Origin of the sequence: Paraburkholderia atlantica (assembly GCF_009362785.1) — a bacterium.
Taxonomy (GTDB): Bacteria; Pseudomonadota; Gammaproteobacteria; order Burkholderiales; family Burkholderiaceae; genus Paraburkholderia; species Paraburkholderia atlantica.
Window position 1 is genome coordinate 63,756 of the sequence record NZ_WHNQ01000022.1, and the last position, 22,488, is coordinate 86,243.

Here is a 22,488-nt window from a genome sequence, read left to right on the forward strand (position 1 = left end):
ATGCAGACGAAACTGCAGACCCCGCGCAGCGGTGCGCGCGTCCTACAGTTCGGCAAGGTCGCCGTGGCGGCTGCGCTGCTCGCCGGTTGCACGACCGTGCAGACGCCTACCAAGGGCGACCCGTTCGAAGGGCTGAACCGCACCATCTTCACCATCAACGACAAGGTCGACCAGTACGCGATCAAGCCGGTCGCGCAGGGCTACGTGTTTGTTACGCCGCAGCCGGTGCGGGACAGCGTGACGAACTTCTTCTCGAACATCGGCGATATCTATATCGCGGCGAACAATCTGCTGCAGTTGCGTATCGCGGACGGCGTGTCGGACATCATGCGGATCGTGATCAACACGTTGTTCGGCGTCGGCGGCCTGTTCGACGTCGCGACGCTCGCGAAGCTGCCCAAGCATGACAACGACCTCGGTCTGACGCTCGGCCACTACGGCGTGCCGGCGGGCCCTTACCTGGTGCTGCCGCTGTTCGGACCGAGCACGGTGCGCGACGCGTTCGGCTCGCTCGGCAACTACTACGTGAACCCGATTAGCTACATCGATCCGCCGGGGCTGAGCTGGGCCTTGTGGGGCCTTAACATCGTCAATACGCGCGCGAACCTGCTCGGCGCGAGCAATCTGCTGGAAGGCGCGGCGCTCGACAAATACTCGTTCGTACGCAACGCGTATCTGCAGCGCCGCCAGTATCTGCTGTCGGATAACCGCCGGCGTCCGCAGGACCTGCCGAGCTACGACGAAGAAGCGCCGCTGCCGAAGTACGACGAAGGCGAGACGGGCGCGGCCGCAGGGGCGGCAGGTGCGCCGGCCGGCGCTGCAACCGGCGCGGCCGGCGCCGCCGCGGGCACGCAGGGTGCTCCGGCAAAGGCGGCTCCCGCATCCGGCGCGGCCGTGGCCACGCCGCAAGGCGCATCGGCACCGCAAGGCGCGTCGGCGCCGGAGGCCGCGTCGGGCACCGAGACCCCTCCGCTCGACCTGAAAGGCGGCCCTGAAACGCAGATTCCGGCCGGTCAGCTGGTGCCGCCCACGCGCTTCAACTTCCCGTCGTTCAGATTGCATTGAACGTACAGCCGTAACAGATCGATACGACTCTCGCAGTTTGCGCATGGATTGCCGTCGAACTCGCGTGATAAGGTCCGTTCAAACTGTTGCACTATTTTTGAGGCAAAGCTCGATATGAAAAAATTCTTCCTGATTCCATTGTTTGCCGTGTTGTTTTCATTCATCAGCGCGGGCGCATCGGCGCAAACCGTCGACACCAACTCCCCCGAGGCGCTGATCAAAACCGTCACCCAGCAGGTGATGGACGCAATTCGCGGCGACAAGTCGATCCAGCAGGGCGACATCACCCACATCACGGCGCTCGTCAACGAAAAGATCCTGCCGTACACCGACTTCCGACGCACCACCCAGCTCGCGATGGGCCGCAACTGGCGCACCGCGACGCCCGAGCAGCAGAACCAGGTGGTCGAGCAGTTCAAGATGCTGCTGATCCGCACGTACTCGGGCGCGCTCGCGCAGGTGCGCGACCAGCAGATCCAGTTCAAGCCGTTCCGCATGAACCCGGACGACACCGACACGGTGGTGCGCTCGGTCGTGATGAACAACGGCCAGCCGATCGAACTCGACTATCGCCTGTACAAGACGCCGCAAGGCTGGCGCGTGTATGACCTCAACGTGCTCGGCGCATGGCTGATCCAGGCGTATCAGCAGCAGTTCAACGAGCAGATCCAGCAGAAGGGCGTGGACGGACTGATCCAGTTCCTCACGCAGCGCAATCAGCAACTCGCCGCGGGCAAGCAGTCGTGAGCGACGTGCTGAACCAGGTCGCGAACCGCTTCGACAGCGGCGCGACGCTGACCCACGAGAGCGCGAAGGCCGCGCTCGCGGCGGGTCTGCAACGCATTGCGGCGGGCGCGCGCGGCGTCGATTGCGCGCCGCTCACGCAATTCGATTCGTCGGCGCTCGCCGTCCTGCTCGCGTGGGTGCGGGCCGCGGCGGCGCGCGGCGGCAAGTTCGAAATCGTCAATCTGCCGGCTGGTCTCGCCAGTCTCGCGCAGGCCTACGGCGTCGATACGCTTCTCTCTCCTGGCGCCTCCAGCATGGTTGCGTCAGCGCGACATTGACGCTCCTCTAGCGTCGTCTCCCGCCTTCCGGCCAGTCCGGGGGTGTCAGTTTTTGCCCTATAATCAAACGTTTTTTTGGGGCGTTGAACTGGCCCCCTAATCGGCCCCGGTTCCGTTTCTTCCAGCATTTGCACGTCCCCAGGCTCCATCGGGGCTACTTCAGGCGCCGCGACGCGCGCGGCCCATAGTCATGTCAGCCATAGAAATTCGTAACGTCAAGAAGCGCTACAAGGACTTGCAGGCGCTCAAGGGCGTCAGCCTCACGGTCGAAGAAGGCGAGTTCTTCGGACTGCTTGGTCCGAACGGCGCGGGCAAGACGACGCTCATCAGCATTCTCGCGGGTCTCGCACGCGCCGACGAAGGCAGCATCGCGGTGCGTGGTCACGACGTCGTCGACGATTTTCGCAACGCGCGTCGCGCGCTCGGCGTGGTGCCGCAGGAACTCGTGTTCGATCCGTTCTTCACGGTGCGCGAAACCTTGCGTATCCAGTCGGGCTACTACGGTCTGCGCAACAACGACGCGTGGATCGACGAGATCATGGCCAATCTCGATCTCACCGAAAAAGCCGATGCCAACATGCGCGCGCTGTCGGGCGGCATGAAGCGCCGCGTGCTGGTCGCGCAGGCGCTCGTGCACCGTCCGCCGGTGATCGTGCTCGACGAGCCGACCGCGGGCGTCGACGTCGAACTGCGCCAGACGCTGTGGAAGTTCATCTCGCGCCTGAATCGCGAAGGCCACACGATCGTGCTGACCACGCACTATCTGGAAGAGGCAGAATCGCTGTGCGACCGCATCGCGATGCTGCGCCGTGGCGAGGTCGTTGCGCTCGATCGCACCAGCACGCTGCTGCAGCGCTTCGCAGGCATGCAGCTGTTCGTGCGCTTCGCGCACGGCGTGCTGCCCGCCGATCTGCGTCCGCTCGAGGCGGAAAGCGGCGCGGGCAACGGCAATGGGCGCCAGCATCTGCTGCGCCTGACGAGCTACGACGACGTCGAGCGCATCCTCGCGCAATGCCGCGCGGCCGGTTGTACATTCGAAGAAATCGAGGTCCGCAAAGCCGACCTCGAAGACGTATTCGTTCAGGTGATGAACGGTCCGGAAGTGATCGAGGGGCTCGCATGAGCGGCTACAGTGGATTTAGCACGCTGTTTTACAAAGAACTGCTGCGTTTCTGGAAGGTATCGTTCCAGACCGTGCTCGCGCCGGTCATCACCGCGCTGCTTTATCTGACCATCTTCGGCCACGCGCTGCGCGGCCACGTCGAGGTCTATCCGGGCGTCGAATATACGAGTTTCCTGATTCCGGGTCTCGTGATGATGAGCGTGCTGCAGAACGCGTTCGCGAACAGTTCTTCTTCGCTGATTCAATCGAAGATCACCGGCAACCTCGTGTTCGTGCTGCTGCCGCCGCTGTCGCACCAGGAGATGTTCGCGGCCTACGTGCTCGCGGCCGTGGCGCGCGGGCTGTGTGTGGGCTTCGGCGTGTTCATCGTGACGATCTGGTTCGTGCCGCTCGCGTTCACCGCGCCGCTCTACATCATCGTGTTCGCGATGTTCGGCGCGGCGATTCTCGGCACGCTGGGGCTGATTGCCGGCATCTGGGCCGAGAAGTTCGACCAGCTCGCCGCGTTCCAGAACTTCCTGATCATGCCGCTCACCTTCCTGTCGGGCGTGTTCTATTCGACGCATACGCTGCCGCCCGGGTGGCGCGAAGTATCGCGGCTCAATCCGTTTTTCTACATGATCGACGGCTTTCGCTATGGCTTTTTCGGCGTGTCGGATATCGACCCGCTGGCGAGCCTCGCGATCGTCGCCGGTTTCTTCGTGGTGCTGGCTGTCGTGGCGATGCGCATGCTCGCCACCGGCTACAAGCTGCGCCACTGACGAGGAGCTTCTCTCATGTTGCCGACTCCCGAACAGGTCAAACAGTACATTGCAGCTGGACTCGCGTGCGAGCATCTCGAAGTCGAAGGCGACGGTCAGCATTTCTTTGCGACGATCGTCTCGCCGAGCTTCGAAGGCAAGCGCCTGATCCAGCGTCACCAACTCGTGTATGCGGCGCTCGGCGAGCGCATGCGCGAAGAAATCCACGCGCTCAGCATGAAGACGCTGACGCCCGCCGAATGGCAGAACGCGTAATCTGGAAATTTAGTGCGAATTACTCACGAAGGGCGCGACGCAGCGAGCGGCGCGCCGAACACAGACAAAGCAGGTCCGGGCGCGAACCGGACCGATCAGGAACCGACAGGCATGGATAAACTCATCATTGAAGGTGGCTACCCGCTCTCCGGTGAAGTTGTCGTCTCGGGTGCGAAGAACGCGGCATTGCCGATCCTGTGCGCGGGTCTGTTGAGCGCGGATCCGGTGCATCTGGAGAACGTGCCCGATCTGCAGGACGTGCGCACGATGCTCAAGCTGCTCGGCCAGATGGGCGTGCGTATCGAAGCGGGCGAAGGGCGCGTCGCGCTCGACGCGTCGAAGGTCGACAACCTCGTCGCGCCGTACGAGATGGTGAAGACGATGCGTGCGTCGATTCTCGTGCTCGGTCCGCTCGTCGCGCGCTTCGGTCATGCGCGCGTGTCGCTGCCGGGCGGCTGCGCGATCGGCGCGCGTCCGGTCGACCAGCACATCAAGGGTCTGCAGGCGATGGGCGCCGAGATCACGATCGAGCACGGCTTCATCGAAGCGCGCGCGAAGCGTCTGAAGGGCGCGCGCATCGTCACCGACATGATCACCGTGACCGGTACCGAGAACCTGCTGATGGCGGCGGTGCTCGCGGAAGGCGAAACGATCATCGAGAACGCCGCGCGCGAACCCGAAGTGGTCGACCTCGCGCATCTGCTCGTCGCGATGGGCGCGAAGATCGAAGGCATCGGCACGGATCGCCTCGTGATCCAGGGCGTCGACAAGCTGCACGGTGCGAAGCACACGGTCATTCCGGACCGGATCGAAGCGGGCACCTTCCTGTGCGCGGTCGCGGCGGCAGGCGGCGACGTCACGCTGCGCAAGATGCGTCCGCTGCTGCTCGAAGCCGTCACCGAAAAGCTGCGCGAAGCGGGCGTGACGGTCGAGGAAGGCGACGACTGGATGCGCGTGCGCATGGACAAGCGCCCGAGTGCGGTCACGTTCCGCACCTCCGAATACCCGGCGTTCCCGACCGACATGCAGGCGCAGTTCATGGCGCTCAACACGATCGCCGACGGTACGTCGCAGGTCGTCGAGACGATCTTCGAAAATCGCTTCATGCACGTGCAGGAGCTGAACCGCCTCGGCGCGAGCATCACGATCGACGGCAACACCGCGCTCGTCACCGGCGTCGAGAAACTGTCCGGCGCGAAGGTGATGGCCACCGATCTGCGCGCATCCGCGAGTCTCGTGATCGCCGCGCTGCGCGCCGAGGGCGAGACGTTGATCGACCGCATCTATCACCTCGATCGCGGCTACGACCGCATGGAAGCGAAGCTCAACGCGATCGGTGCGAAGGTGCGCCGCGTGTCCGGGAGCCAGGCATGAGTTCGATGCCGCAAACGTCGTCGTCGCCGGCGGTGAGCGCGCCGCTCACGCTCGCGTTGTCGAAAGGGCGTATCTTCGAGGAAACGCTGCCGCTGCTCGCGGCGGCCGGCATCGAGGTCGCCGAAGATCCGGAGAGTTCGCGCAAGCTGATTCTGCCGACCACCGACCCGAATCTGCGCGTGATCATCGTGCGCGCGACCGACGTGCCGACCTATGTCGAGTACGGCGCGGCCGACTTCGGTGTGGCCGGCAAGGACGTGCTGCTCGAGCATGGCGGTAGCGGTCTGTATCAGCCGGTCGATCTGGACATCGCGCGTTGCCGGATGTCGGTCGCGGTCGCGGCGGGTTTCGATTATGCGAACGCGGTGCGCCAGGGCGCGCGTCTGCGGGTTGCGACCAAGTATGTTGAAACCGCGCGTGAGCATTTTGCCGCCAAGGGCGTGCACGTCGATCTGATCAAACTGTACGGTTCGATGGAACTCGCGCCGCTGGTCGGCCTCGCCGACGCGATCGTCGACCTGGTCAGCTCGGGCAATACGCTGCGCGCGAACAATCTGGTCGAGGTGGAGGAGATCATGCAGATTTCGTCGCGCCTCGTGGTGAACCAGGCAGCGCTGAAGCTGAAGCGCGCCGCGTTGCGGCCGATTCTCGACGCGTTTGCCAATGCGTCGTCGAAGCCCGGCGCCCCGGCCTGACTGAACGATGGCACTCTGATCACGCTGCGACTCAGCGCCTTACCGAAACGGATACCTGTATGTCTACCAAGATTCGCAAACTCGATTCCACCGCTCGCGACTTTCACAAGTCGCTGCATGCGGTGCTCGCGTTCGAGGCGAGCGAAGACGAAGCCATCGAGCGCGCGGTCGCGCAGATTCTGAACGACGTGAAGGCGCGCGGCGACGAGGCGGTGCTCGAGTACACGAACCGCTTCGATCGCATCGCTGCGAAAAGCGTGGCCGAGCTCGAACTGCCGATGGCGGAGCTCGAAGCGGCGCTCGAAAGTCTCGAGCCCAAGCGGCGTGCATCGCTCGAAGCGGCGGCGGCGCGCGTGCGCGGCTATCACGAGAAGCAGAAGATCGAGTGCGGCAGCCATAGCTGGCAGTACACCGAGGCGGACGGCACCGTGCTCGGCCAGAAGGTCACGCCGCTCGATCGCGCGGGCATCTACGTGCCGGGTGGCAAGGCCGCGTATCCGTCGTCGGTGCTGATGAACGCGATTCCGGCGCGGGTGGCCGGCGTGCGCGAAATCGTGATGGTCGTGCCGACGCCCGACGGTGTGAAGAATCCGCTGGTGCTCGCGGCGGCATTGCTCGGCGGCGTCGATCGCGTGTTCACGATCGGCGGCGCGCAGGCGGTGGGCGCGCTCGCGTACGGCACGCAGAGCGTGCCCGCGGTCGACAAGATCTGCGGTCCCGGCAACGCGTACGTCGCGTCGGCGAAGCGTCGCGTGTTCGGCACGGTCGGTATCGACATGATCGCCGGGCCGTCGGAAATCCTCGTGCTGTGTGACGGCACGACCGATCCACGCTGGGTCGCGATGGATCTGTTCTCGCAGGCCGAGCACGACGAACTCGCGCAGTCGATCCTGCTGTGCCCGGACGACGCGTTTATCGCGCGCGTGCAGGAAGCGATCGACGAACTGCTGCCCGCGATGCCGCGCCACGAAGTGATCCGCACGTCGCTCGAAAACCGCGGCGCGCTGATCAAGGTGCGCGACATGGCCGAGGCCTGCGCGATCGCCAACGACATCGCGCCGGAGCACCTCGAAATTTCGGCGCTGGAGCCGCATCAGTGGGCGCAGCAGATCCGCCACGCGGGCGCGATCTTCCTTGGCCGCTACACGAGCGAGAGCCTCGGCGACTACTGCGCGGGCCCGAACCACGTGCTGCCGACGTCGCGTACCGCACGGTTCTCGTCGCCGCTCGGCGTCTATGATTTCTTCAAGCGTTCGAGCCTGATCGAGGTCAGCGCGGAAGGCGCGCAAACGCTTGGCGAGATCGCCGCCGAACTCGCATATGGCGAAGGTCTGCAAGCGCACGCACGCAGCGCCGAGTTCCGGATGCGGCAGAACAACATCGAACGCGGCTGAGGCGGAAGCGGCGAGGGCGGCAACTGCCGCGCGAGCGACGCATCGAGCCCACCGCCGCATTCAATAACGACGACCGAGACCAACCCGAACGCCCTGCACCGACGCCGCCCCGGCGGTCTTCGCACGGCCCGGACCCGAAGCTATGACGACACCTCAAGACATCATCCGCAGCGACGTGCTCGCAATGACGAGCTATCCGGTCCCGGACGCCACCGGCTTCATCAAGCTCGACGCGATGGAGAACCCGTTCACGCTTCCGTCGGAACTTGCCGCGCATCTCGGCGAGCGACTGGCAGGCGTCGCGTTGAACCGATATCCGGCGCCGCGTCCCGAGCAGTTGATCGAGCGCATCCGTCATGTGATGGGCGTGCCGGCGGCTTGCGACGTGTTGCTCGGCAATGGCTCGGATGAAATCATCAGCATCATGTCGGTCGCGTGCGCGAAGCCGGGCGCGAAGGTGCTCGCGCCTGTGCCTGGCTTCGTCATGTATCAGATGTCCGCCAAGCTGGCGCATCTCGAATTCGTCGGCGTGCCGCTGAAAGCCGACTTCACGCTCGATACCGACGCGATGCTCGCGGCGATCGCCGAGCACGAACCGGCGTTGATCTATCTCGCGTATCCGAACAACCCGACCGGCACGCTGTTCGATGACGCCGAAATCGAGCGCATCGTAGCCGCGGCGGGCAAGAGCCTCGTCGTGATCGACGAGGCGTATCAGCCGTTCGCGCAGAAGAGCTGGCTGCCGCGCGCCGACCAGTTCGACAACGTCGTCGTGATGCGCACGGTGTCGAAGCTGGGCCTCGCCGGGATCCGCCTCGGTTACCTGGTGGGCAAGCCCGCGTGGCTGACCGAGTTCGACAAGGTGCGCCCGCCGTACAACACCAACGTGCTGACGCAGGCCGCCGCCGATTTCCTGCTCGACCACATCGGCGTGCTCGACGCGCAGGCCGCACAATTGCGCGACGAACGCGAGAAGCTCGCGCAGGCGGTGGCCGCGCTGCCGGGCGCCGAAGTGTTCGCCAGCGCGGGCAACTTCCTGCTCGTACGGGTGCCCGATGCGTCGGTATTGTTCGAAACCCTGCTAACGGCGCGTATTCTGATCAAAAACGTGAGTAAAATGCACCCATTGCTGGTCAACTGCGTGCGTTTGACCGTCGGTTCGCCGAACGAGAACGCCCAGTTGCTCGCCGGCCTGAAACTCGTGTTGCGGTAATCCGCCGCATCGAGCGGCGGCACTGAGCCGCTGCATTGAACGGCTGCGCCAGGCAGCCCGCCATTTGTCCACCCCACATTACTAGCGCTTTTAAGCCAGATTCGAGGAATTGCCATGCGCCTTGCGGAAGTCGTTCGCAACACTAGCGAAACGCAGATCCGTGTGAAGATCAACCTGGACGGCACCGGCCAGCAGAAGCTGGCCACCGGTGTGCCGTTCCTGGACCATATGCTCGACCAGATCGCCCGCCACGGGCTGTTCGACCTCGAGATCGAAGCGCATGGCGACCTGCATATCGACGACCACCACACGGTCGAAGACACCGGCATCACGCTCGGTCAGGCCGTCGCCAAGGCGATCGGCGATCGCAAGGGCATCCGCCGCTACGGTCATTCCTACGTGCCGCTCGACGAAGCGCTGTCGCGCGTCGTGATCGATTTTTCCGGCCGTCCGGGCCTCGAATTCCACGTGCCGTTCACGCGCGCACGCATTGGCACGTTCGACGTCGACCTGTCGATCGAATTCTTCCGTGGCTTCGTGAACCATGCCGGCGTGACGCTGCATATCGACAATCTGCGCGGCATCAACGCCCACCACCAGCTCGAAACGGTGTTCAAGGCGTTCGGGCGCGCACTGCGCATGGCCGTCGAACTCGACGAGCGCGCGGCTGGGCAGATTCCGTCGACCAAGGGCAGTCTCTGACGCAACGGCCGTGGCAGGCTTTAACACAGGGTTTCACCGCCCCCAACGTCTTCAGGCCACTCACCTTCACGCGACTCATCGGGCAGGACCGCATTTGCCGGCACGTCGTTCGACGCCGCGCGGCGGCATCGATGGATCGAGGGCAGAGGGCCAAACTTGAAATGAAAACTTCGATAGCGATTGTGGATTACGGAATGGGCAACCTGCGCTCGGTTGCCCAGGCACTGCGCAAAGCGGCGCCGGAAGCGGACGTGGCGATCGTCGATCGTCCGGAAGCGATCCGCGCGGCCGACCGCGTGGTGCTGCCCGGCCAGGGCGCGATGCCCGACTGCATGCGCAGTCTCGGCGCGTCCGGGTTGCAGGAAGCGGTCGTCGAGGCGTCGCGCAGCAAGCCGCTGATGGGCGTGTGCGTCGGCGAGCAGATGCTGTTCGACTGGAGCGCCGAAGGTGACACGCCGGGGCTGGGTCTATTGCCCGGCAAGGTGATGCGCTTCGAGCTCGAAGGCCGCCTGCAGGACGACGGCTCGCGCTTCAAGGTTCCGCAGATGGGCTGGAACCGCGTGCGTCAGGCGCAGCCGCATCCGCTGTGGGACGGCGTGGCCGACAACGCGTTCTTCTATTTCGTGCACAGCTACTACGTGGTGCCGGACAACCCGGCGCACACGTCGGGCGAAACGGTCTACGGCGTGCCCTTTACCTCGGCGGTAGCGCGGGATAACATCTTCGCCACCCAGTTTCACCCCGAAAAGAGCGCCGAGGCGGGTTTGCGCGTGTATCGCAACTTCGTGCACTGGAACCCGTGAACGCCTTTCTTTATCCCGTTGCCGCGCGTGCGTCGCGCGGCGCCGCGGTCCCGCATCCGAGCGGCGCCCCACTGGAGCGCCGAAAGAGTTGTACTAAACTAGCGAGACGGTATTGCGGCGGGCTGATCCGCCAGCCGCTGCCGCCGACCTTCAATCCACTCCCAGATAACACCCGATTGCTATGCTGCTGATTCCCGCCATCGACCTGAAAGATGGTCAGTGTGTACGCCTCAAACAGGGCGATATGGACCAGGCGACGATTTTCTCCGAGGAACCGGCGGCAATGGCCCGACACTGGGTCGACCGCGGCGCGCGTCGTCTGCATCTCGTCGATCTGAATGGCGCGTTCGCCGGCAAGCCGAAGAACGGCGATGCAATTCGGGCGATCATCGATGAAGTGGGCGGTGAAATTCCGGTTCAGCTCGGCGGTGGCATCCGCGACCTGAACACGATCGAGCGCTATCTGGACGACGGTTTGTCATACGTAATCATCGGCACCGCGGCGGTGAAGAATCCCGGCTTCCTGCAGGACGCGTGCACCGCGTTCGGCGGCCATATCATCGTCGGTCTCGACGCGAAAGACGGCAAGGTCGCCACCGACGGCTGGAGCAAGCTGACCGGTCACGAAGTGGCCGACCTCGCGCGCAAGTTCGAGGACTACGGCTGCGAGTCGATCATCTACACCGACATCGGCCGCGACGGCATGCTGCAAGGTATCAACATCGAAGCGACGGTGCGCCTTGCGCGCGCGGTCAAGATTCCGGTGATCGCGAGCGGCGGTCTGTCGAACCTCACGGACATCGAATCGCTGTGCGAAGTCGAAGGCGAGGGCATCGAAGGCGTAATCTGCGGCCGCGCGATCTATTCGGGCGACCTCGATTTCGCGGCCGCGCAGACGCTCGCGGACAAGCTGCGCGAAGCGGACGACGCTTAAGCGCGGCATCGGCTGCGCTTGCCGGGAAGCTTGCGCCGCGTGCCGGCGTGGCACTCACCTCGGCATGCGGCACTCGCTCGACCGACGGCTTGCCGGGTAGCGCGCTTCGTGTAATCACGCAACCGGAACCTTGTCGGCCCGCGGCCAGCACTCCACTCGCGGCGCGACCCAACCCGTCGCGCCGGCACCGTGCCGCTTGCCCCGCAAGCGAGCGGCCTCATCAGCGGTATTGGCAGAATTGCACGATCATGGCTCTAGCTAAACGCATCATCCCCTGTCTCGACGTCACCGCGGGCCGCGTGGTCAAGGGCGTCAACTTCGTCGAACTGCGCGACGCCGGCGACCCGGTCGAAATCGCGCGCCGCTACGACGATCAGGGCGCCGACGAACTGACGTTCCTCGACATCACCGCGACTTCGGATCAGCGCGACCTGATCCTGCCGATCATCGAGGCGGTCGCCTCGCAGGTGTTCATTCCGCTGACGGTCGGCGGCGGCGTGCGCGCGGTCGAAGACGTGCGGCGCCTGCTGAACGCGGGCGCCGACAAGATCAGCATGAACTCGTCGGCGGTCGCGAATCCGCAGCTCGTGAAGGACGCGACCGACAAATACGGCTCGCAGTGCATCGTCGTCGCGATCGACGCGAAGCGCGTGTCGGCCGACGGCGAAACGCCGCGCTGGGAAGTCTTCACGCACGGCGGGCGCAAGGCCACCGGTCTCGACGCGGTCGAATGGGCGCGCAAGATGGCCCAGCTCGGCGCGGGAGAGATCCTGCTGACCAGCATGGATCGCGACGGCACCAAGAGCGGCTTCGATCTTGCGCTGACGCGCGCGGTGTCGGACGCGGTGCCGGTACCGGTGATCGCCTCGGGCGGCGTCGGCAATCTGCAGCATCTCGCCGACGGCATCAAAAGCGGTCACGCCGATGCGGTGCTCGCCGCGAGCATCTTCCACTATGGCGAACATACGGTCGGCGAGGCCAAGCGCTTCATGGCCGACCAGGGCATTTCGGTGAGGTTGTGACGTGACGAATCCTTCGGCAGTGAACTGGCTCGACAAGGTCAAGTGGGACGCGAACGGCCTCGTGCCGGTGATCGCGCAGGAAGCGTCGACGAACGACGTGCTGATGTTCGCGTGGATGAACCGCGAGGCCTTGGTGAAGACCGTCGAGACCGGCCGCGCGGTGTATTTCTCGCGTTCGCGCCAGCGCCTGTGGTTCAAGGGCGAAGAGTCGGGCCACGTGCAGCATGTGCACGAAGTGCGGCTCGATTGCGACGAAGACGTCGTGCTGCTGAAAGTCGAGCAGGTGTCGGGCATCGCATGCCACACCGGCCGCCACTCGTGCTTTTTCCAGAAATTCGAAGGCTCGGTGGACGACGGCGACTGGCAGGCCGTCGATCCCGTGCTGAAAGACCCCGAACACATCTACAAATGACGCAATCCACGCAAAACCTGTCGCCCTCCGAGGCTTCCACGTTCGACACGCTGCAGCGCCTCGCGGCGGTGATCGATGGTCGCAAGGGCGGCGATCCAGACACCTCGTACGTTTCTCGCCTGTTCCACAAGGGCGACGACGCAATTCTGAAGAAGATCGGCGAAGAAGCCACCGAAGTCGTGCTGGCCGCAAAGGACACGCGCCACGGCGGCGCACCGAAGGCGCTGGTCGGCGAGGTCGCGGACCTGTGGTTCCACTGCCTCGTGATGCTGTCGCATTTCAATCTGAGCCCCGCCGACGTGATCGCCGAACTCGAGCGTCGCGAAGGCCTGTCGGGCATCGAGGAAAAGGCGCTGCGCAAGAGCCGCGCGCGTGAGGAAAACGGCGACTGAGCAGCCGGAGCGGAAATCTGGCGTTTCCGCTTGAACTCGCACGCGCTGGCACCTATATAGCGGTAACCGCACCTTCGTGAGGACGCAAGCATGGAACAGCCGCAAGGAAGCTATCCGCCGCCGGTCTACCGCCACGCGATGGAGCCTGAGCGGGAGCGCAGCCTGCGCACGCTCACACACGTGCTGTACGCGCTGTATGCGGTCCATTGGCTGACCGGCGGGCTCACCATTCTGGTCGCGATCATCATCAACTACGTGAAACGGGCCGACGTGGCGGGCACGCCATACGAAGCGCACTTCGAATGGCAGATTCGCACATTCTGGATGGGTCTCGTCGGTTATGCGATCGGCGCGTTGCTGTTGGTCGTCGTGATCGGCATCCCGGTGCTGTGGGCGGTCAGCATATGGATGTTGTACCGTATTATCAAAGGCTGGCTGTATCTGTACGATAACAAGCCATTCGCGAATCCGGCCGGCTGGGTCTGAACGCTAGCCGGTCTGCGCGCGCGGACCGGCTTCGGGTCGAACCTCGTCGCGTGCTGCTTCGCTCGCCTCAGTCATACCGCGTCAGGAATACGATGAGTCACGATCCGAACTGTCTTTTCTGCAAGATCGCCGCTGGCGAAATCCCCTCGACCAGGGTTCACGAAGACGACGAGTTCGTCGCCTTCCGCGACATCCGTCCGGCGGCCGAAACGCATGTGCTGGTGATCCCTCGCAAGCACATTGCGACGCTGTCGAACTGTACGGAAAGCGACGCGCCTCTACTTGGTAGAATGCTTGTCCTGGCCGCGCGACTGGCCGAGCAATTGGGGGTCGCGTATAGCGGCGGCGAAACGGGCTTTCGCACGGTAATCAATACCGGTCCGGGAGGTGGTCAGGAGGTGTATCACCTGCACGCGCACATCCTCGCGGGACCACGCCCCTGGCACCGCATGGGCTGAACGGGGGCGCCGTTATTTTTACCACTGTGTAATACCGTCGACGCGATCGCCTGGCCACAATGACGGCGATTCAGACGACGGCGCACTTTGCGAGCGCGGTGGTGCGACCTGCGGTAACGTAGAGATAGCGGGAGACGAAGCGCACGCGCTTCAGATTAGGCAAATTTGCCGCATCGAGATGCGGCGTCGGGGTTAAGGAGAGTAGTCATGGGTTCGTTGAGTATTTGGCATTGGTTGATCGTTCTGTTGATCGTCGCGCTCGTGTTCGGCACGAAGAAACTGCGCAACATCGGCAGCGATCTGGGCGGCGCTGTGAAGGGCTTCAAGGAAGGCATGAAAGAAGCCGAATCGCCGTCGGCCGACGCGCAACAGCAGCGCGAACTGCCGCGCAACGGTGCGGTGGACGTCGAAGCGAAAGAAAAGACGCAGCAATCGGGCGATTACCGCTAAGCCGCGGCGTTCCCGCCGTTCCCGCGTTTCTGACGGACATTCCATTTCATGCTGGACCTCGGTCTAACCAAGATGGCGCTGATCGGCGTCGTCGCGCTGGTCGTCCTCGGGCCTGAGCGCCTGCCGCGTGTCGCCCGCACGGCCGGCGCGCTGTTCGGCCGCGCACAGCGGTACGTCAACGACGTGAAGGCCGAAGTCACGCGCGAAATCGAACTCGACGAATTGCGGCGCATGAAGACCGAGTTCGAGAAGGCCGCGAGCAATGTCGAAACGGCAGTTCAGGATAATCTGCGCAAGCACGAGAATGAACTGAACGAGGCATGGAAGAGCGGTACGTCGGTGTCGCCGAGCATCGCCGGCGGCGCGCTGGAAGACGCCGGCAGCGGCGTTAGCGGCACCACCGGTGCCACCTCGTGGCCCGTCAGTACGCCTTCCGCCGCGCCCAAACGCAAGAACTGGCGCGTCCAGCAGAGCGCCACCCCCACCTGGTACAAGCGAGCGAGCATGCGCCGCACGCGCGTGCAGTCGGGCGCCGCGCGCGTTGCGCGGCACACACCTGCCAACCTGCGTCGTCCGACGCGGTTTTTCTGATGTTCAGATCGACAATCTCTAACCGAGGGCCGGTGTGAGCGACCCCCAGCAATCCCAGAACGAAGGCGCTGAAGAGACCTTCATTTCCCACCTCGTCGAACTGCGTGACCGCATCATCCGTGCGGGACTCGCCGTCATCGTCGTGTTTATCGGGCTCGTGTACTGGGCGCCGGACATCTTCAAACTGCTCGCACGTCCGCTGATGATGAATCTGCCGAAGGACGGCAAGATGATCGTCACCGACGTCACCGGCTCGTTCTTCGTGCCGATGAAGGTGACGATGCTGGTCGCCTTCGTGATCGCGCTGCCGATCGTGCTGTACCAGATCTGGGCGTTCGTCGCGCCGGGGCTCTATCAGCACGAGAAGAAGCTGGTCGCGCCGCTGGTGGCGAGCAGCTACACGCTGTTCCTGTGCGGCATGGCGTTCGCGTACTTCGTCGTGTTTCCGACCATCTTCCGCGTGATGGCGCACTACAACGCGCCGCTCGGCGCGGAAATGACAACCGATATCGACAATTACCTGAGCTTCGTGCTGACGATGTTCATCGCGTTCGGTGTCACGTTCGAGGTGCCGATCGTCGTCGTGCTGCTGGTGCGAATGAACGTGGTGACGCTGAAGAAGCTGAAAGAGATCCGGCCGTATGTGATCGTCGGCGCATTCGTGGTGTCGGCCATCGTGACTCCGCCGGACGTGTTTTCGCAACTGATCCTCGCGGTTCCGCTGATTCTGCTGTACGAAGCAGGCCTCGTCGCGGCGCGGTTGATCGTCGGCAAGCAGCCGGTGGTCGTCGAGGATGCGAGTCCGCCGCCATCTAGTTGAGGTGCCGCGAGTCGGTGCCGGGCGTCAAATGAAAAGGGCAGTCCATCGGACTGCCCTTTTTCGTTGCATTAAGTCGCGGCCTTGACCTCAACCGCCTTCGTCATCCGGCTGATCGCCGCCGTTCTCCTCTTCCGGCTGTTTCGGCGGCGGTGGGCGTTTGCCGATCATCACGTCGAGGTCGATCTGATGGCCTTTGCGCACCAGATGCACTTTCGCCGGCGTGCCCGGCTTGATCTGCGCGATCACGTTCAACAGGCGCGTGGTATCGGTGATCACCTGGCCGTTCACGCTCGTCAGGATGTCGCCGGGCCTGATGCCCGCGCGGTCGGCCGGACCGCTCTTCAGCACGCCCGCGACGATCGCGCCCGACTTCTGATCGAGCCCGAACGACTCCGCGATTTCCGGCGTCACGTCCTGCGGTTCGACGCCGATCCAGCCGCGCGTAACCGTCCCGGTCGTGATGATGCTCTCGAGCACGCTGCGCGCGGTCGATACAGGAATCGCGAAGCCGATGCCGAGCGAGCCGCCCGAGCGCGAGTAAATGGCGGTGTTGATGCCGAGCAGATTGCCGTTCACGTCGACGAGCGCACCGCCCGAGTTGCCGGGGTTGATCGGGGCGTCGGTCTGGATGAAGTTTTCGAACGTGTTGATGCCGAGGTGGTTGCGGCCGAGCGCGCTGACGATGCCCATCGTCACCGTCTGACCGACGCCGAACGGATTGCCGATCGCAAGCACGACGTCGCCGACGCGGGTCTGGTCCATCCGGCCGAGCGTGATGGTGGGCAGATTGCTCATGTTGACCTTGAGCACGGCCAGATCGGTTTCCGGGTCGATGCCGATGACCTTCGCGCTGGCGGTGCGGCCGTCGGCGAGCGCGACTTCGATCTGATCGGCGCCGTCTACGACGTGCTGGTTCGTTAGAATGTAACCTTCCGAACTCACTATCACGCCTGAGCCGAGATTCGAGGCAGGCTGCTCCTGCTGCTTGCGATTGTTCCTGTCGCCGAAGAAGTAGCGGAACAGCGGATCTTTGGCACGCGGGTCGGGCGGCAGCGAGCCGTCCTTGCTGGAGAACACGTTGACGACCGCGGGCATGGCTTTTTGCGCCGCTTCGGCATAGGACGTTTCGGCATGCCCTTTGCTGATGCCCGGCGCCACTTCCCGCAGCGCCACGATCGGTTCGGCCAGTTGTCTGCCGAATTGTCCTTGACGCTGCAGCCACTGCGGTTTGAGGGTCGCAATGATGAACATCAGCGCCAACAGCACCGTCACCGCTTGGGCAAATAACAGCCAAAAGCGTCTAAGCATCTGAAGACAAGAGGTCTCTATATGGATCGGATTGAACTTGAATTGTACTTGAACAATCTCCTTGAAACCGCGCGCTTCAAGGACTATTGCCCGAACGGACTGCAGGTCGAAGGGCGCCGCCGGATCAACAAACTCGCGACCGGCGTGACCGCGTCGGTGGCCTTCCTGGAGGCCGCGCTCGACTGGGGCGCGGACGCCGTGCTGGTCCATCACGGCTACTTCTGGCGCAACGAGGCGCCGCAGATCACCGGCCGCAAGCATGCTCGACTGAAGCTGCTGCTCGCCAACGACCTGAACCTGTTCGCCTACCACCTGCCGCTCGACGATCACCCCGAATTCGGCAACAACGCGCAGATCGGCGCGAAGATGGGCTGGATCAGCGACGCGCGTTTCGGCGACAACGACCTCGGCTGGCTCGCCACGTTGCCGATGCCGATCACGCTGTCGCACCTGACCGCGGAAATCGAGCAGACGCTGGGCCGCACGCCGCTCGTGTTCGGCGATCCCGATATGCAGCTGCGTCGCATCGGCTGGTGCACCGGCGCCGCGCAAGGGATGTTCGACGCGGCGATCAACGCGGGCGTCGACGTCTACGTGACCGGCGAAGTATCGGAGTCGGTGATGCATACGGCTGCGGAAAGCGGCGTCGCGTTTCTCGCGGCCGGCCACCACGCGACCGAACGCTTCGGTGTGCAGGCGGTGGGCAAGCATCTGTCCGAATCGTTCGATATCGAACACCTGTTTATCGATATTCCCAATCCCGTTTGAATTGCACATTGCATTAACGAAGAAAAAGGCGCGAATACCGTAGAAGGCACTTAAAAGGAGGTACAAAAAAGTTTGCGATCGGTACGGACAAACCCTGAGTTATCAAGGGCTTCGCACGGTTTTTGGCAATCGGCCCTTGTAAATGGCGACTCCATTCGAGCAAACTAGCGGCGGTAGAAGCGACGTGAAGGAAAAATCCAACTCAGAAGTGGGGCGTGTGATGCGAGACAAAGAAGAGGAACGCGTCGATGGCAGCCGCCGTAACTGGCTGGTAGCGACGACCGTAGCAGGCGGCATAGGAGGTGTTGCCGTTGTCGTACCCTTTGTTAGTTCGTTTGCACCATCCGAAAAGGCCAAGGCTGCAGGTGCCCCGGTCGAAGTCGATATCAGTGGTCTGAAGCCCGGCGACATGATGACGGTCGCCTGGCGTGGCAAGCCGGTGTGGATCATCAACCGCACCGACCGCATGCTCGCCGATGTTCAAAAAGCCGATAGCCAGGTAGCGGACCCCCACACGCAGAATCCCTTCTCGATGCCGCTGCCGGACTACTGCAACAACGAATTCCGCTCACGCGCCGAGAACAAGCATCTGCTGGTTGCTGTCGCCGTTTGCACGCATCTGGGCTGCACGCCGACTCCGCGCTTCCAGGAGGGCCCGCAGCCCAATCTCCCGGACGACTGGCCCGGCGGCTTCCTGTGCCCGTGCCACGGCTCGACCTACGACATGGCCGGCCGCGTCTTCAAGAACAAACCCGCCCCGCAGAACCTCGACATCCCACGCTTCATGTTCACGTCGGCGACGGCCCTTGTGATCGGGAAGGACGAAAAAGGAGAAGCGTAATGGCGAGCGAACACGAAGTAGAGACGACCGGGCTGGCTGGTTGGATCGACCAACGCTTCCCGATGACTGCCACGTGGAAGAAGCACGTTTCCGAGTACTACGCGCCGAAGAACTTCAACTTCTGGTACTTCTTCGGTTCGCTTGCATTACTGGTGCTGGTCAACCAGATCGTCACCGGCATTTTCCTGACGATGAACTACAAGCCCGACGCGACGCTCGCGTTTTCGTCGGTCGAGTACATCATGCGCGAGGTGCCGTGGGGCTGGCTGATCCGCTACATGCACTCCACCGGCGCGTCGATGTTCTTCGTCGTCGTGTACCTGCATATGTTCCGCGGGCTGATGTACGGCTCGTACCGCAAGCCGCGCGAGCTCGTGTGGATTTTCGGCTGCCTGATCTTCCTGTGCCTGATGGCCGAGGCGTTCTTCGGCTACCTGCTGCCGTGGGGCCAGATGTCGTTCTGGGGCGCGCAGGTGATCGTGAATCTGTTCTCCGCGATTCCGTTCATCGGTCCGGATCTGTCGCTGTGGATTCGCGGCGACTACGTCGTGTCCGACGTCACGCTGAACCGCTTCTTCGCGTTCCACGTGATTGCGATTCCGCTGGTGCTGGTCGGCCTCGTGATCGCGCACCTCGTCGCGCTGCACGAAGTCGGCTCGAACAACCCGGACGGCATCGAAATCAAGGCGAAGAAAGGGCCGGATGGCGTGCCGCTCGACGGCATTCCGTTCCACCCGTACTACTCGGTGCACGACTTCATGGGCGTGGCCATCTTCCTGCTGATTTTCGCGGCGATCATCTTCTTCGCGCCGGAAATGGGCGGCTACTTCCTAGAAGCGAACAACTTCATTCCCGCGAATCCGCTGCAGACTCCGCCGGAAATTGCGCCAGTCTGGTACTTCACCGCTTTTTATGCGATGCTGCGCGCCACCACCGATCCATTCAAGATCGTGCTGATGATCGTCATCGCACTGCTCGGGCTGCTCGCGCTCGTGCGCGCGCGCGGCAAGTGGAAGCTCGGATTGCCGGTGCTCGCGGTGCTGGTGATCGTCGCGATGGTGTTCACCGAATCGAAGTTCTGGGGCGTCGTGGTAATGGGCAGCGCGGTGATTTCGCTGTTCTTCCTGCCGTGGCTGGACCGCTCGCCGGTCAGGTCGATTCGCTATCGGCCGTTCTTTCACAAGGTTTTCTTCGGGATCTTCGTGATCGCGTTCCTGACGCTCGGCTTCCTCGGCACACGGCCGCCATCGCCGGCCGCGACGCTGATTGCCCAGATCTGCGCACTGATCTACTTCGCGTTTTTCCTCGGCATGCCCTTCTGGACGCGGCTTGGCAAGTTCAAGCAGCCGCCGGAACGGGTGCGGTTCAAGCCTCACTAATCGCGAGCCAGGAGAACACGAAGATGAAAAAACTGCTTTCGATGTGCGCGCTGGTCGGCGCGACCGTGCTTGCGTTGCTGGCCGCTCCGGTCCACGCGGACGAGGATTTCCCGCTCCATCGCGCGCCGGACAACACGAACAATTTCGCTTCTTTGCAGCGCGGCGCGCAATTGTTTGTAAACTACTGCCTGAATTGCCACAGCGCGAACCTGATGCGCTACAACCGCCTGAACGACCTCGGCATCACGCCGAACGAAATCCAGGCGAATCTGCTGTTCACCACCGACAAGATCGGCAACACGATGACCGTGGCGATGCGTCCGGACGACGCGAAAGCGTGGTTCGGCGCGACGCCGCCGGATTTGTCGGTGGAGGCGCGGGCGCGCGGCACGGACTGGCTGTACACGTATCTGCGTAGTTTTTACCGCGACGATACGCGGCCGACCGGCTGGAACAATCTGGTGTACGAAAACGTGAGCATGCCTCACGTGCTGTGGCAGCTTCAGGGGCAGCGGGCGGCGAAATTCGGTGACGAAACCGACGAGAAAACCGGCGAAAAGGTACACAAATTCCTCGGCTTCCAGCAACTCACTCCGGGGACGATGTCGCCGGTAGATTATGATTCTGCTGTGGCCGACCTCGTGTCGTACCTGTCATGGATGTCCGAACCGACGCAGCAAACCCGCAAGCAACTTGGCGTGTGGGTGCTGTTGTTCCTCGGTATCCTGAGCTTTTTCGCCTGGCGACTGAACGCCGCGTACTGGAAACATATCAAATAATCACGCCGCTACACGGCGTGGGGCCGGCGCCAGGAAAGACCTGCTGAACGGTTTTTCCGTGCGCTGGCCCTTCAGCTTTTTGAGGAAACGTAAACATGATGGTTCTGTATTCCGGCACTACTTGCCCGTTCTCCCAGCGTTGCCGGCTGGTGTTGTTCGAAAAGGGCATGGACTTCGAGATCCGCGACGTCGACCTGTTCAACAAGCCGGAAGACATCGCCGTGATGAATCCGTATGGTCAGGTGCCGATTCTCGTCGAACGGGACCTGATTCTGTACGAATCGAACATCATCAACGAGTACATCGACGAGCGCTTCCCGCACCCGCAGCTGATGCCGGCCGATCCGGTGCAGCGCGCGCGTGCCCGCCTGTTCCTGCTCAACTTCGAGAAAGAGCTGTTCGTCCACGTCGGCACGCTCGAAAACGAGAAGGGCAAGGCAGCGGAGAAGAATCACGAGAAGGCGCGCCTCGCGATCCGCGATCGCCTGACGCAGCTCGCGCCGATCTTCCTGAAGAACAAATACATGCTCGGCGAGGAGTTCTCGATGCTCGACGTCGCGATCGCACCGCTGCTGTGGCGCCTCGACCACTACGGTATCGAGCTGTCGAAGAACGCCGCGCCGCTGATGAAGTACGCCGAGCGCATTTTCAGCCGCCCGGCTTATATCGAAGCACTGACGCCGTCGGAAAAGGTGATGCGTCGTTGAGTTTGGCTTTGGCGTGCAGGCGCGCATCGCTTCGATGCGCACCTGCACCCGCAAGAGGACTGTTGATGCAAGAGATTTCCACGAAGCCATATCTGCTGCGCGCGCTCTACGAGTGGTGCACGGATAACGGCTACACACCGCACATTGCGGTCCGCGTCGACAATCAGACGCGCGTGCCGCGTCAGTTCGTGCGAGACAACGAGATCGTGTTGAACATCAGCTTCGAGGCGACCAGCCAGCTGCAGATGGGTAACGAGTGGATCGAGTTCAACGCGCGCTTCTCCGGCAAGTCGCACAAGATCGAAGTACCGGTCGCCAATATCCTTGCGATCTACGCGCGCGAGAACGGCCAGGGCATGGCGTTCCCGGTCGAATCGGCGGGCGGCGAGGCTCAGGATTCCGGCGCCGATGCCGCGGACGAAGCCGACACGCCGGCGCCGCCGCGCGCCGTCGAAACCGCGCCGGCCGACCCGGCCACGGCCAGCGACGCTCACGACAAACCGCAACCCGACGACGATGGCTCGAAAGGTGGCGGAAGGGCTCGCCTTAAGATCGTGAAATGAAGTAGAATCACGGCCTCATGCCGGCTTAGCTCATCAGGTAGAGCGCTTGACTTGTAATCATGAGGTGGCGGGTTCGAGTCCTGCAGCCGGCACCAGATTGCTTTATCAGCAGTAACTGGAAATGCTTGA

General features: G+C 63.2%; 28 protein-coding genes and 1 tRNA gene. 28 read left to right on the top strand and 1 reads right to left on the bottom strand.

Annotated features, from left to right (window positions below):
* The 21 genes from GCT19_RS26905 (at position 1) to tatC (ending at position 16,014) form a co-directional block, all read left to right on the top strand.
* A complete protein-coding gene (locus tag GCT19_RS26905) occupies positions 1–1,065 on the top strand; it encodes an MlaA family lipoprotein (RefSeq protein WP_152853623.1) in 1,065 nt (354 codons plus the stop codon).
* Positions 1,066–1,179: 114 nt separating this feature from the next.
* Positions 1,180–1,812, top strand: a complete 633-nt coding sequence (locus GCT19_RS26910; RefSeq protein ID WP_013090705.1) for an MlaC/ttg2D family ABC transporter substrate-binding protein — start codon at positions 1,180–1,182, stop codon at positions 1,810–1,812.
* Positions 1,809–2,129 carry an STAS domain-containing protein gene (locus GCT19_RS26915; protein ID WP_018433815.1) on the top strand — a complete coding sequence of 107 codons (321 nt, stop codon included), beginning with the start codon at positions 1,809–1,811 and terminating at the stop codon, positions 2,127–2,129. The genes GCT19_RS26910 and GCT19_RS26915 overlap by 4 nt, the downstream gene beginning before the upstream one ends.
* A 190-nt stretch (positions 2,130–2,319) precedes the next feature.
* Positions 2,320–3,252, top strand: a complete 933-nt coding sequence (locus GCT19_RS26920) for an ABC transporter ATP-binding protein (protein ID WP_013090703.1) — start codon at positions 2,320–2,322, stop codon at positions 3,250–3,252.
* Positions 3,249–4,013 carry an ABC transporter permease gene (locus GCT19_RS26925; RefSeq protein ID WP_018433814.1) on the top strand — a complete coding sequence of 255 codons (765 nt, stop codon included), beginning with the start codon at positions 3,249–3,251 and terminating at the stop codon, positions 4,011–4,013. The genes GCT19_RS26920 and GCT19_RS26925 overlap by 4 nt, the downstream gene beginning before the upstream one ends.
* A gap of 15 nt (positions 4,014–4,028) precedes the next feature.
* Complete coding sequence (locus tag GCT19_RS26930) at positions 4,029–4,268, top strand: BolA family protein (protein WP_013090701.1); 240 nt, start codon at positions 4,029–4,031, stop codon at positions 4,266–4,268.
* 111 nt (positions 4,269–4,379) lie between these two features.
* Positions 4,380–5,642, top strand: a complete 1,263-nt coding sequence (murA, locus tag GCT19_RS26935) for a UDP-N-acetylglucosamine 1-carboxyvinyltransferase (protein WP_018433813.1) — start codon at positions 4,380–4,382, stop codon at positions 5,640–5,642.
* Entirely contained in the window at positions 5,639–6,337 is a 699-nt protein-coding gene (gene hisG, locus GCT19_RS26940) for an ATP phosphoribosyltransferase (protein ID WP_018433812.1), read from the top strand. The genes murA and hisG overlap by 4 nt, the downstream gene beginning before the upstream one ends.
* A 59-nt stretch (positions 6,338–6,396) precedes the next feature.
* Complete coding sequence (gene hisD, locus GCT19_RS26945; RefSeq protein WP_152853624.1) at positions 6,397–7,731, top strand: histidinol dehydrogenase; 1,335 nt, start codon at positions 6,397–6,399, stop codon at positions 7,729–7,731.
* Between the two features lie 142 nt (positions 7,732–7,873).
* Entirely contained in the window at positions 7,874–8,944 is a 1,071-nt protein-coding gene (gene hisC / locus GCT19_RS26950) for a histidinol-phosphate transaminase (RefSeq protein ID WP_152853625.1), read from the top strand.
* Positions 8,945–9,058: 114 nt separating this feature from the next.
* On the top strand, positions 9,059–9,646 hold the full coding sequence (gene hisB, locus GCT19_RS26955) for an imidazoleglycerol-phosphate dehydratase HisB (RefSeq protein ID WP_013090696.1): 588 nt from the start codon (positions 9,059–9,061) through the stop codon (positions 9,644–9,646).
* A gap of 161 nt (positions 9,647–9,807) precedes the next feature.
* Positions 9,808–10,449: an imidazole glycerol phosphate synthase subunit HisH gene (hisH, locus tag GCT19_RS26960; protein WP_013090695.1), complete on the top strand. Its 642-nt coding sequence runs from the start codon at positions 9,808–9,810 to the stop codon at positions 10,447–10,449.
* Positions 10,450–10,630: 181 nt separating this feature from the next.
* Positions 10,631–11,383 carry a 1-(5-phosphoribosyl)-5-[(5-phosphoribosylamino)methylideneamino]imidazole-4-carboxamide isomerase gene (gene hisA, locus GCT19_RS26965; protein WP_013090694.1) on the top strand — a complete coding sequence of 251 codons (753 nt, stop codon included), beginning with the start codon at positions 10,631–10,633 and terminating at the stop codon, positions 11,381–11,383.
* 248 nt (positions 11,384–11,631) lie between these two features.
* Positions 11,632–12,405 (top strand): imidazole glycerol phosphate synthase subunit HisF, encoded by a 774-nt coding sequence (hisF, locus tag GCT19_RS26970; protein ID WP_152853626.1) that lies wholly within the window; start codon positions 11,632–11,634, stop codon positions 12,403–12,405.
* A gap of 1 nt (position 12,406) precedes the next feature.
* Positions 12,407–12,817: a phosphoribosyl-AMP cyclohydrolase gene (hisI, locus tag GCT19_RS26975; RefSeq protein WP_026228359.1), complete on the top strand. Its 411-nt coding sequence runs from the start codon at positions 12,407–12,409 to the stop codon at positions 12,815–12,817.
* Entirely contained in the window at positions 12,814–13,209 is a 396-nt protein-coding gene (locus tag GCT19_RS26980; protein WP_152853627.1) for a phosphoribosyl-ATP diphosphatase, read from the top strand. The genes hisI and GCT19_RS26980 overlap by 4 nt, the downstream gene beginning before the upstream one ends.
* A 90-nt stretch (positions 13,210–13,299) precedes the next feature.
* On the top strand, positions 13,300–13,695 hold the full coding sequence (locus tag GCT19_RS26985) for a DUF4870 family protein (RefSeq protein ID WP_152853628.1): 396 nt from the start codon (positions 13,300–13,302) through the stop codon (positions 13,693–13,695).
* 92 nt (positions 13,696–13,787) lie between these two features.
* Positions 13,788–14,153 (top strand): histidine triad nucleotide-binding protein, encoded by a 366-nt coding sequence (locus GCT19_RS26990; RefSeq protein ID WP_013090689.1) that lies wholly within the window; start codon positions 13,788–13,790, stop codon positions 14,151–14,153.
* A gap of 207 nt (positions 14,154–14,360) precedes the next feature.
* Entirely contained in the window at positions 14,361–14,603 is a 243-nt protein-coding gene (tatA, locus tag GCT19_RS26995; protein WP_013090688.1) for a Sec-independent protein translocase subunit TatA, read from the top strand.
* 48 nt (positions 14,604–14,651) lie between these two features.
* On the top strand, positions 14,652–15,194 hold the full coding sequence (tatB, locus tag GCT19_RS27000; RefSeq protein WP_018433804.1) for a Sec-independent protein translocase protein TatB: 543 nt from the start codon (positions 14,652–14,654) through the stop codon (positions 15,192–15,194).
* Positions 15,195–15,228: 34 nt separating this feature from the next.
* Positions 15,229–16,014, top strand: a complete 786-nt coding sequence (tatC, locus tag GCT19_RS27005) for a twin-arginine translocase subunit TatC (protein ID WP_018433803.1) — start codon at positions 15,229–15,231, stop codon at positions 16,012–16,014.
* 87 nt (positions 16,015–16,101) lie between these two features.
* Here the strand turns inward: tatC and GCT19_RS27010 are convergent, their stop codons facing one another.
* On the bottom strand, positions 16,102–17,322 hold the full coding sequence (locus GCT19_RS27010) for a Do family serine endopeptidase (RefSeq protein WP_013090685.1): 1,221 nt from the start codon (positions 17,320–17,322) through the stop codon (positions 16,102–16,104).
* 21 nt (positions 17,323–17,343) lie between these two features.
* Between GCT19_RS27010 and GCT19_RS27015 the strand changes: the two genes are divergently transcribed.
* The 7 genes from GCT19_RS27015 (at position 17,344) to GCT19_RS27045 (ending at position 22,454) form a co-directional block, all read left to right on the top strand.
* Positions 17,344–18,090 carry a Nif3-like dinuclear metal center hexameric protein gene (locus GCT19_RS27015; RefSeq protein WP_026228358.1) on the top strand — a complete coding sequence of 249 codons (747 nt, stop codon included), beginning with the start codon at positions 17,344–17,346 and terminating at the stop codon, positions 18,088–18,090.
* Positions 18,091–18,310: 220 nt separating this feature from the next.
* A complete protein-coding gene (petA, locus tag GCT19_RS27020) occupies positions 18,311–18,931 on the top strand; it encodes a ubiquinol-cytochrome c reductase iron-sulfur subunit (RefSeq protein WP_026228357.1) in 621 nt (206 codons plus the stop codon).
* Positions 18,931–20,310 (top strand): cytochrome b, encoded by a 1,380-nt coding sequence (locus GCT19_RS27025; protein WP_152853629.1) that lies wholly within the window; start codon positions 18,931–18,933, stop codon positions 20,308–20,310. Before petA ends, GCT19_RS27025 begins: the two co-directional genes overlap by 1 nt.
* A gap of 23 nt (positions 20,311–20,333) precedes the next feature.
* Positions 20,334–21,089: a cytochrome c1 gene (locus GCT19_RS27030; protein ID WP_152853630.1), complete on the top strand. Its 756-nt coding sequence runs from the start codon at positions 20,334–20,336 to the stop codon at positions 21,087–21,089.
* 95 nt (positions 21,090–21,184) lie between these two features.
* Complete coding sequence (locus GCT19_RS27035) at positions 21,185–21,796, top strand: glutathione S-transferase N-terminal domain-containing protein (RefSeq protein WP_006052302.1); 612 nt, start codon at positions 21,185–21,187, stop codon at positions 21,794–21,796.
* A gap of 65 nt (positions 21,797–21,861) precedes the next feature.
* Complete coding sequence (locus GCT19_RS27040) at positions 21,862–22,359, top strand: ClpXP protease specificity-enhancing factor (protein WP_152853631.1); 498 nt, start codon at positions 21,862–21,864, stop codon at positions 22,357–22,359.
* A gap of 19 nt (positions 22,360–22,378) precedes the next feature.
* A tRNA-Thr gene (locus GCT19_RS27045) sits at positions 22,379–22,454 on the top strand.
* Positions 22,455–22,488 lie beyond the last annotated feature (34 nt).

Coding starts and splice junctions, on each gene's coding strand:
- GCT19_RS26905 (WP_152853623.1), top strand. CDS start 1: ATGCAGACGAAACTGCAGACCCCGCGCAGCGGTGCGCGCGTCCTACAG.
- GCT19_RS26910 (WP_013090705.1), top strand. CDS start 1,180: ATGAAAAAATTCTTCCTGATTCCATTGTTTGCCGTGTTGTTTTCATTC.
- GCT19_RS26920 (WP_013090703.1), top strand. CDS start 2,320: ATGTCAGCCATAGAAATTCGTAACGTCAAGAAGCGCTACAAGGACTTG.
- GCT19_RS26925 (WP_018433814.1), top strand. CDS start 3,249: ATGAGCGGCTACAGTGGATTTAGCACGCTGTTTTACAAAGAACTGCTG.
- GCT19_RS26930 (WP_013090701.1), top strand. CDS start 4,029: ATGTTGCCGACTCCCGAACAGGTCAAACAGTACATTGCAGCTGGACTC.
- murA (WP_018433813.1), top strand. CDS start 4,380: ATGGATAAACTCATCATTGAAGGTGGCTACCCGCTCTCCGGTGAAGTT.
- hisG (WP_018433812.1), top strand. CDS start 5,639: ATGAGTTCGATGCCGCAAACGTCGTCGTCGCCGGCGGTGAGCGCGCCG.
- hisD (WP_152853624.1), top strand. CDS start 6,397: ATGTCTACCAAGATTCGCAAACTCGATTCCACCGCTCGCGACTTTCAC.
- hisC (WP_152853625.1), top strand. CDS start 7,874: ATGACGACACCTCAAGACATCATCCGCAGCGACGTGCTCGCAATGACG.
- hisB (WP_013090696.1), top strand. CDS start 9,059: ATGCGCCTTGCGGAAGTCGTTCGCAACACTAGCGAAACGCAGATCCGT.
- hisH (WP_013090695.1), top strand. CDS start 9,808: ATGAAAACTTCGATAGCGATTGTGGATTACGGAATGGGCAACCTGCGC.
- hisA (WP_013090694.1), top strand. CDS start 10,631: ATGCTGCTGATTCCCGCCATCGACCTGAAAGATGGTCAGTGTGTACGC.
- hisF (WP_152853626.1), top strand. CDS start 11,632: ATGGCTCTAGCTAAACGCATCATCCCCTGTCTCGACGTCACCGCGGGC.
- GCT19_RS26980 (WP_152853627.1), top strand. CDS start 12,814: ATGACGCAATCCACGCAAAACCTGTCGCCCTCCGAGGCTTCCACGTTC.
- GCT19_RS26985 (WP_152853628.1), top strand. CDS start 13,300: ATGGAACAGCCGCAAGGAAGCTATCCGCCGCCGGTCTACCGCCACGCG.
- GCT19_RS26990 (WP_013090689.1), top strand. CDS start 13,788: ATGAGTCACGATCCGAACTGTCTTTTCTGCAAGATCGCCGCTGGCGAA.
- tatA (WP_013090688.1), top strand. CDS start 14,361: ATGGGTTCGTTGAGTATTTGGCATTGGTTGATCGTTCTGTTGATCGTC.
- tatB (WP_018433804.1), top strand. CDS start 14,652: ATGCTGGACCTCGGTCTAACCAAGATGGCGCTGATCGGCGTCGTCGCG.
- GCT19_RS27010 (WP_013090685.1), bottom strand. CDS start 17,322: ATGCTTAGACGCTTTTGGCTGTTATTTGCCCAAGCGGTGACGGTGCTG.
- GCT19_RS27015 (WP_026228358.1), top strand. CDS start 17,344: ATGGATCGGATTGAACTTGAATTGTACTTGAACAATCTCCTTGAAACC.
- petA (WP_026228357.1), top strand. CDS start 18,311: ATGCGAGACAAAGAAGAGGAACGCGTCGATGGCAGCCGCCGTAACTGG.
- GCT19_RS27025 (WP_152853629.1), top strand. CDS start 18,931: ATGGCGAGCGAACACGAAGTAGAGACGACCGGGCTGGCTGGTTGGATC.
- GCT19_RS27030 (WP_152853630.1), top strand. CDS start 20,334: ATGAAAAAACTGCTTTCGATGTGCGCGCTGGTCGGCGCGACCGTGCTT.
- GCT19_RS27035 (WP_006052302.1), top strand. CDS start 21,185: ATGATGGTTCTGTATTCCGGCACTACTTGCCCGTTCTCCCAGCGTTGC.
- GCT19_RS27040 (WP_152853631.1), top strand. CDS start 21,862: ATGCAAGAGATTTCCACGAAGCCATATCTGCTGCGCGCGCTCTACGAG.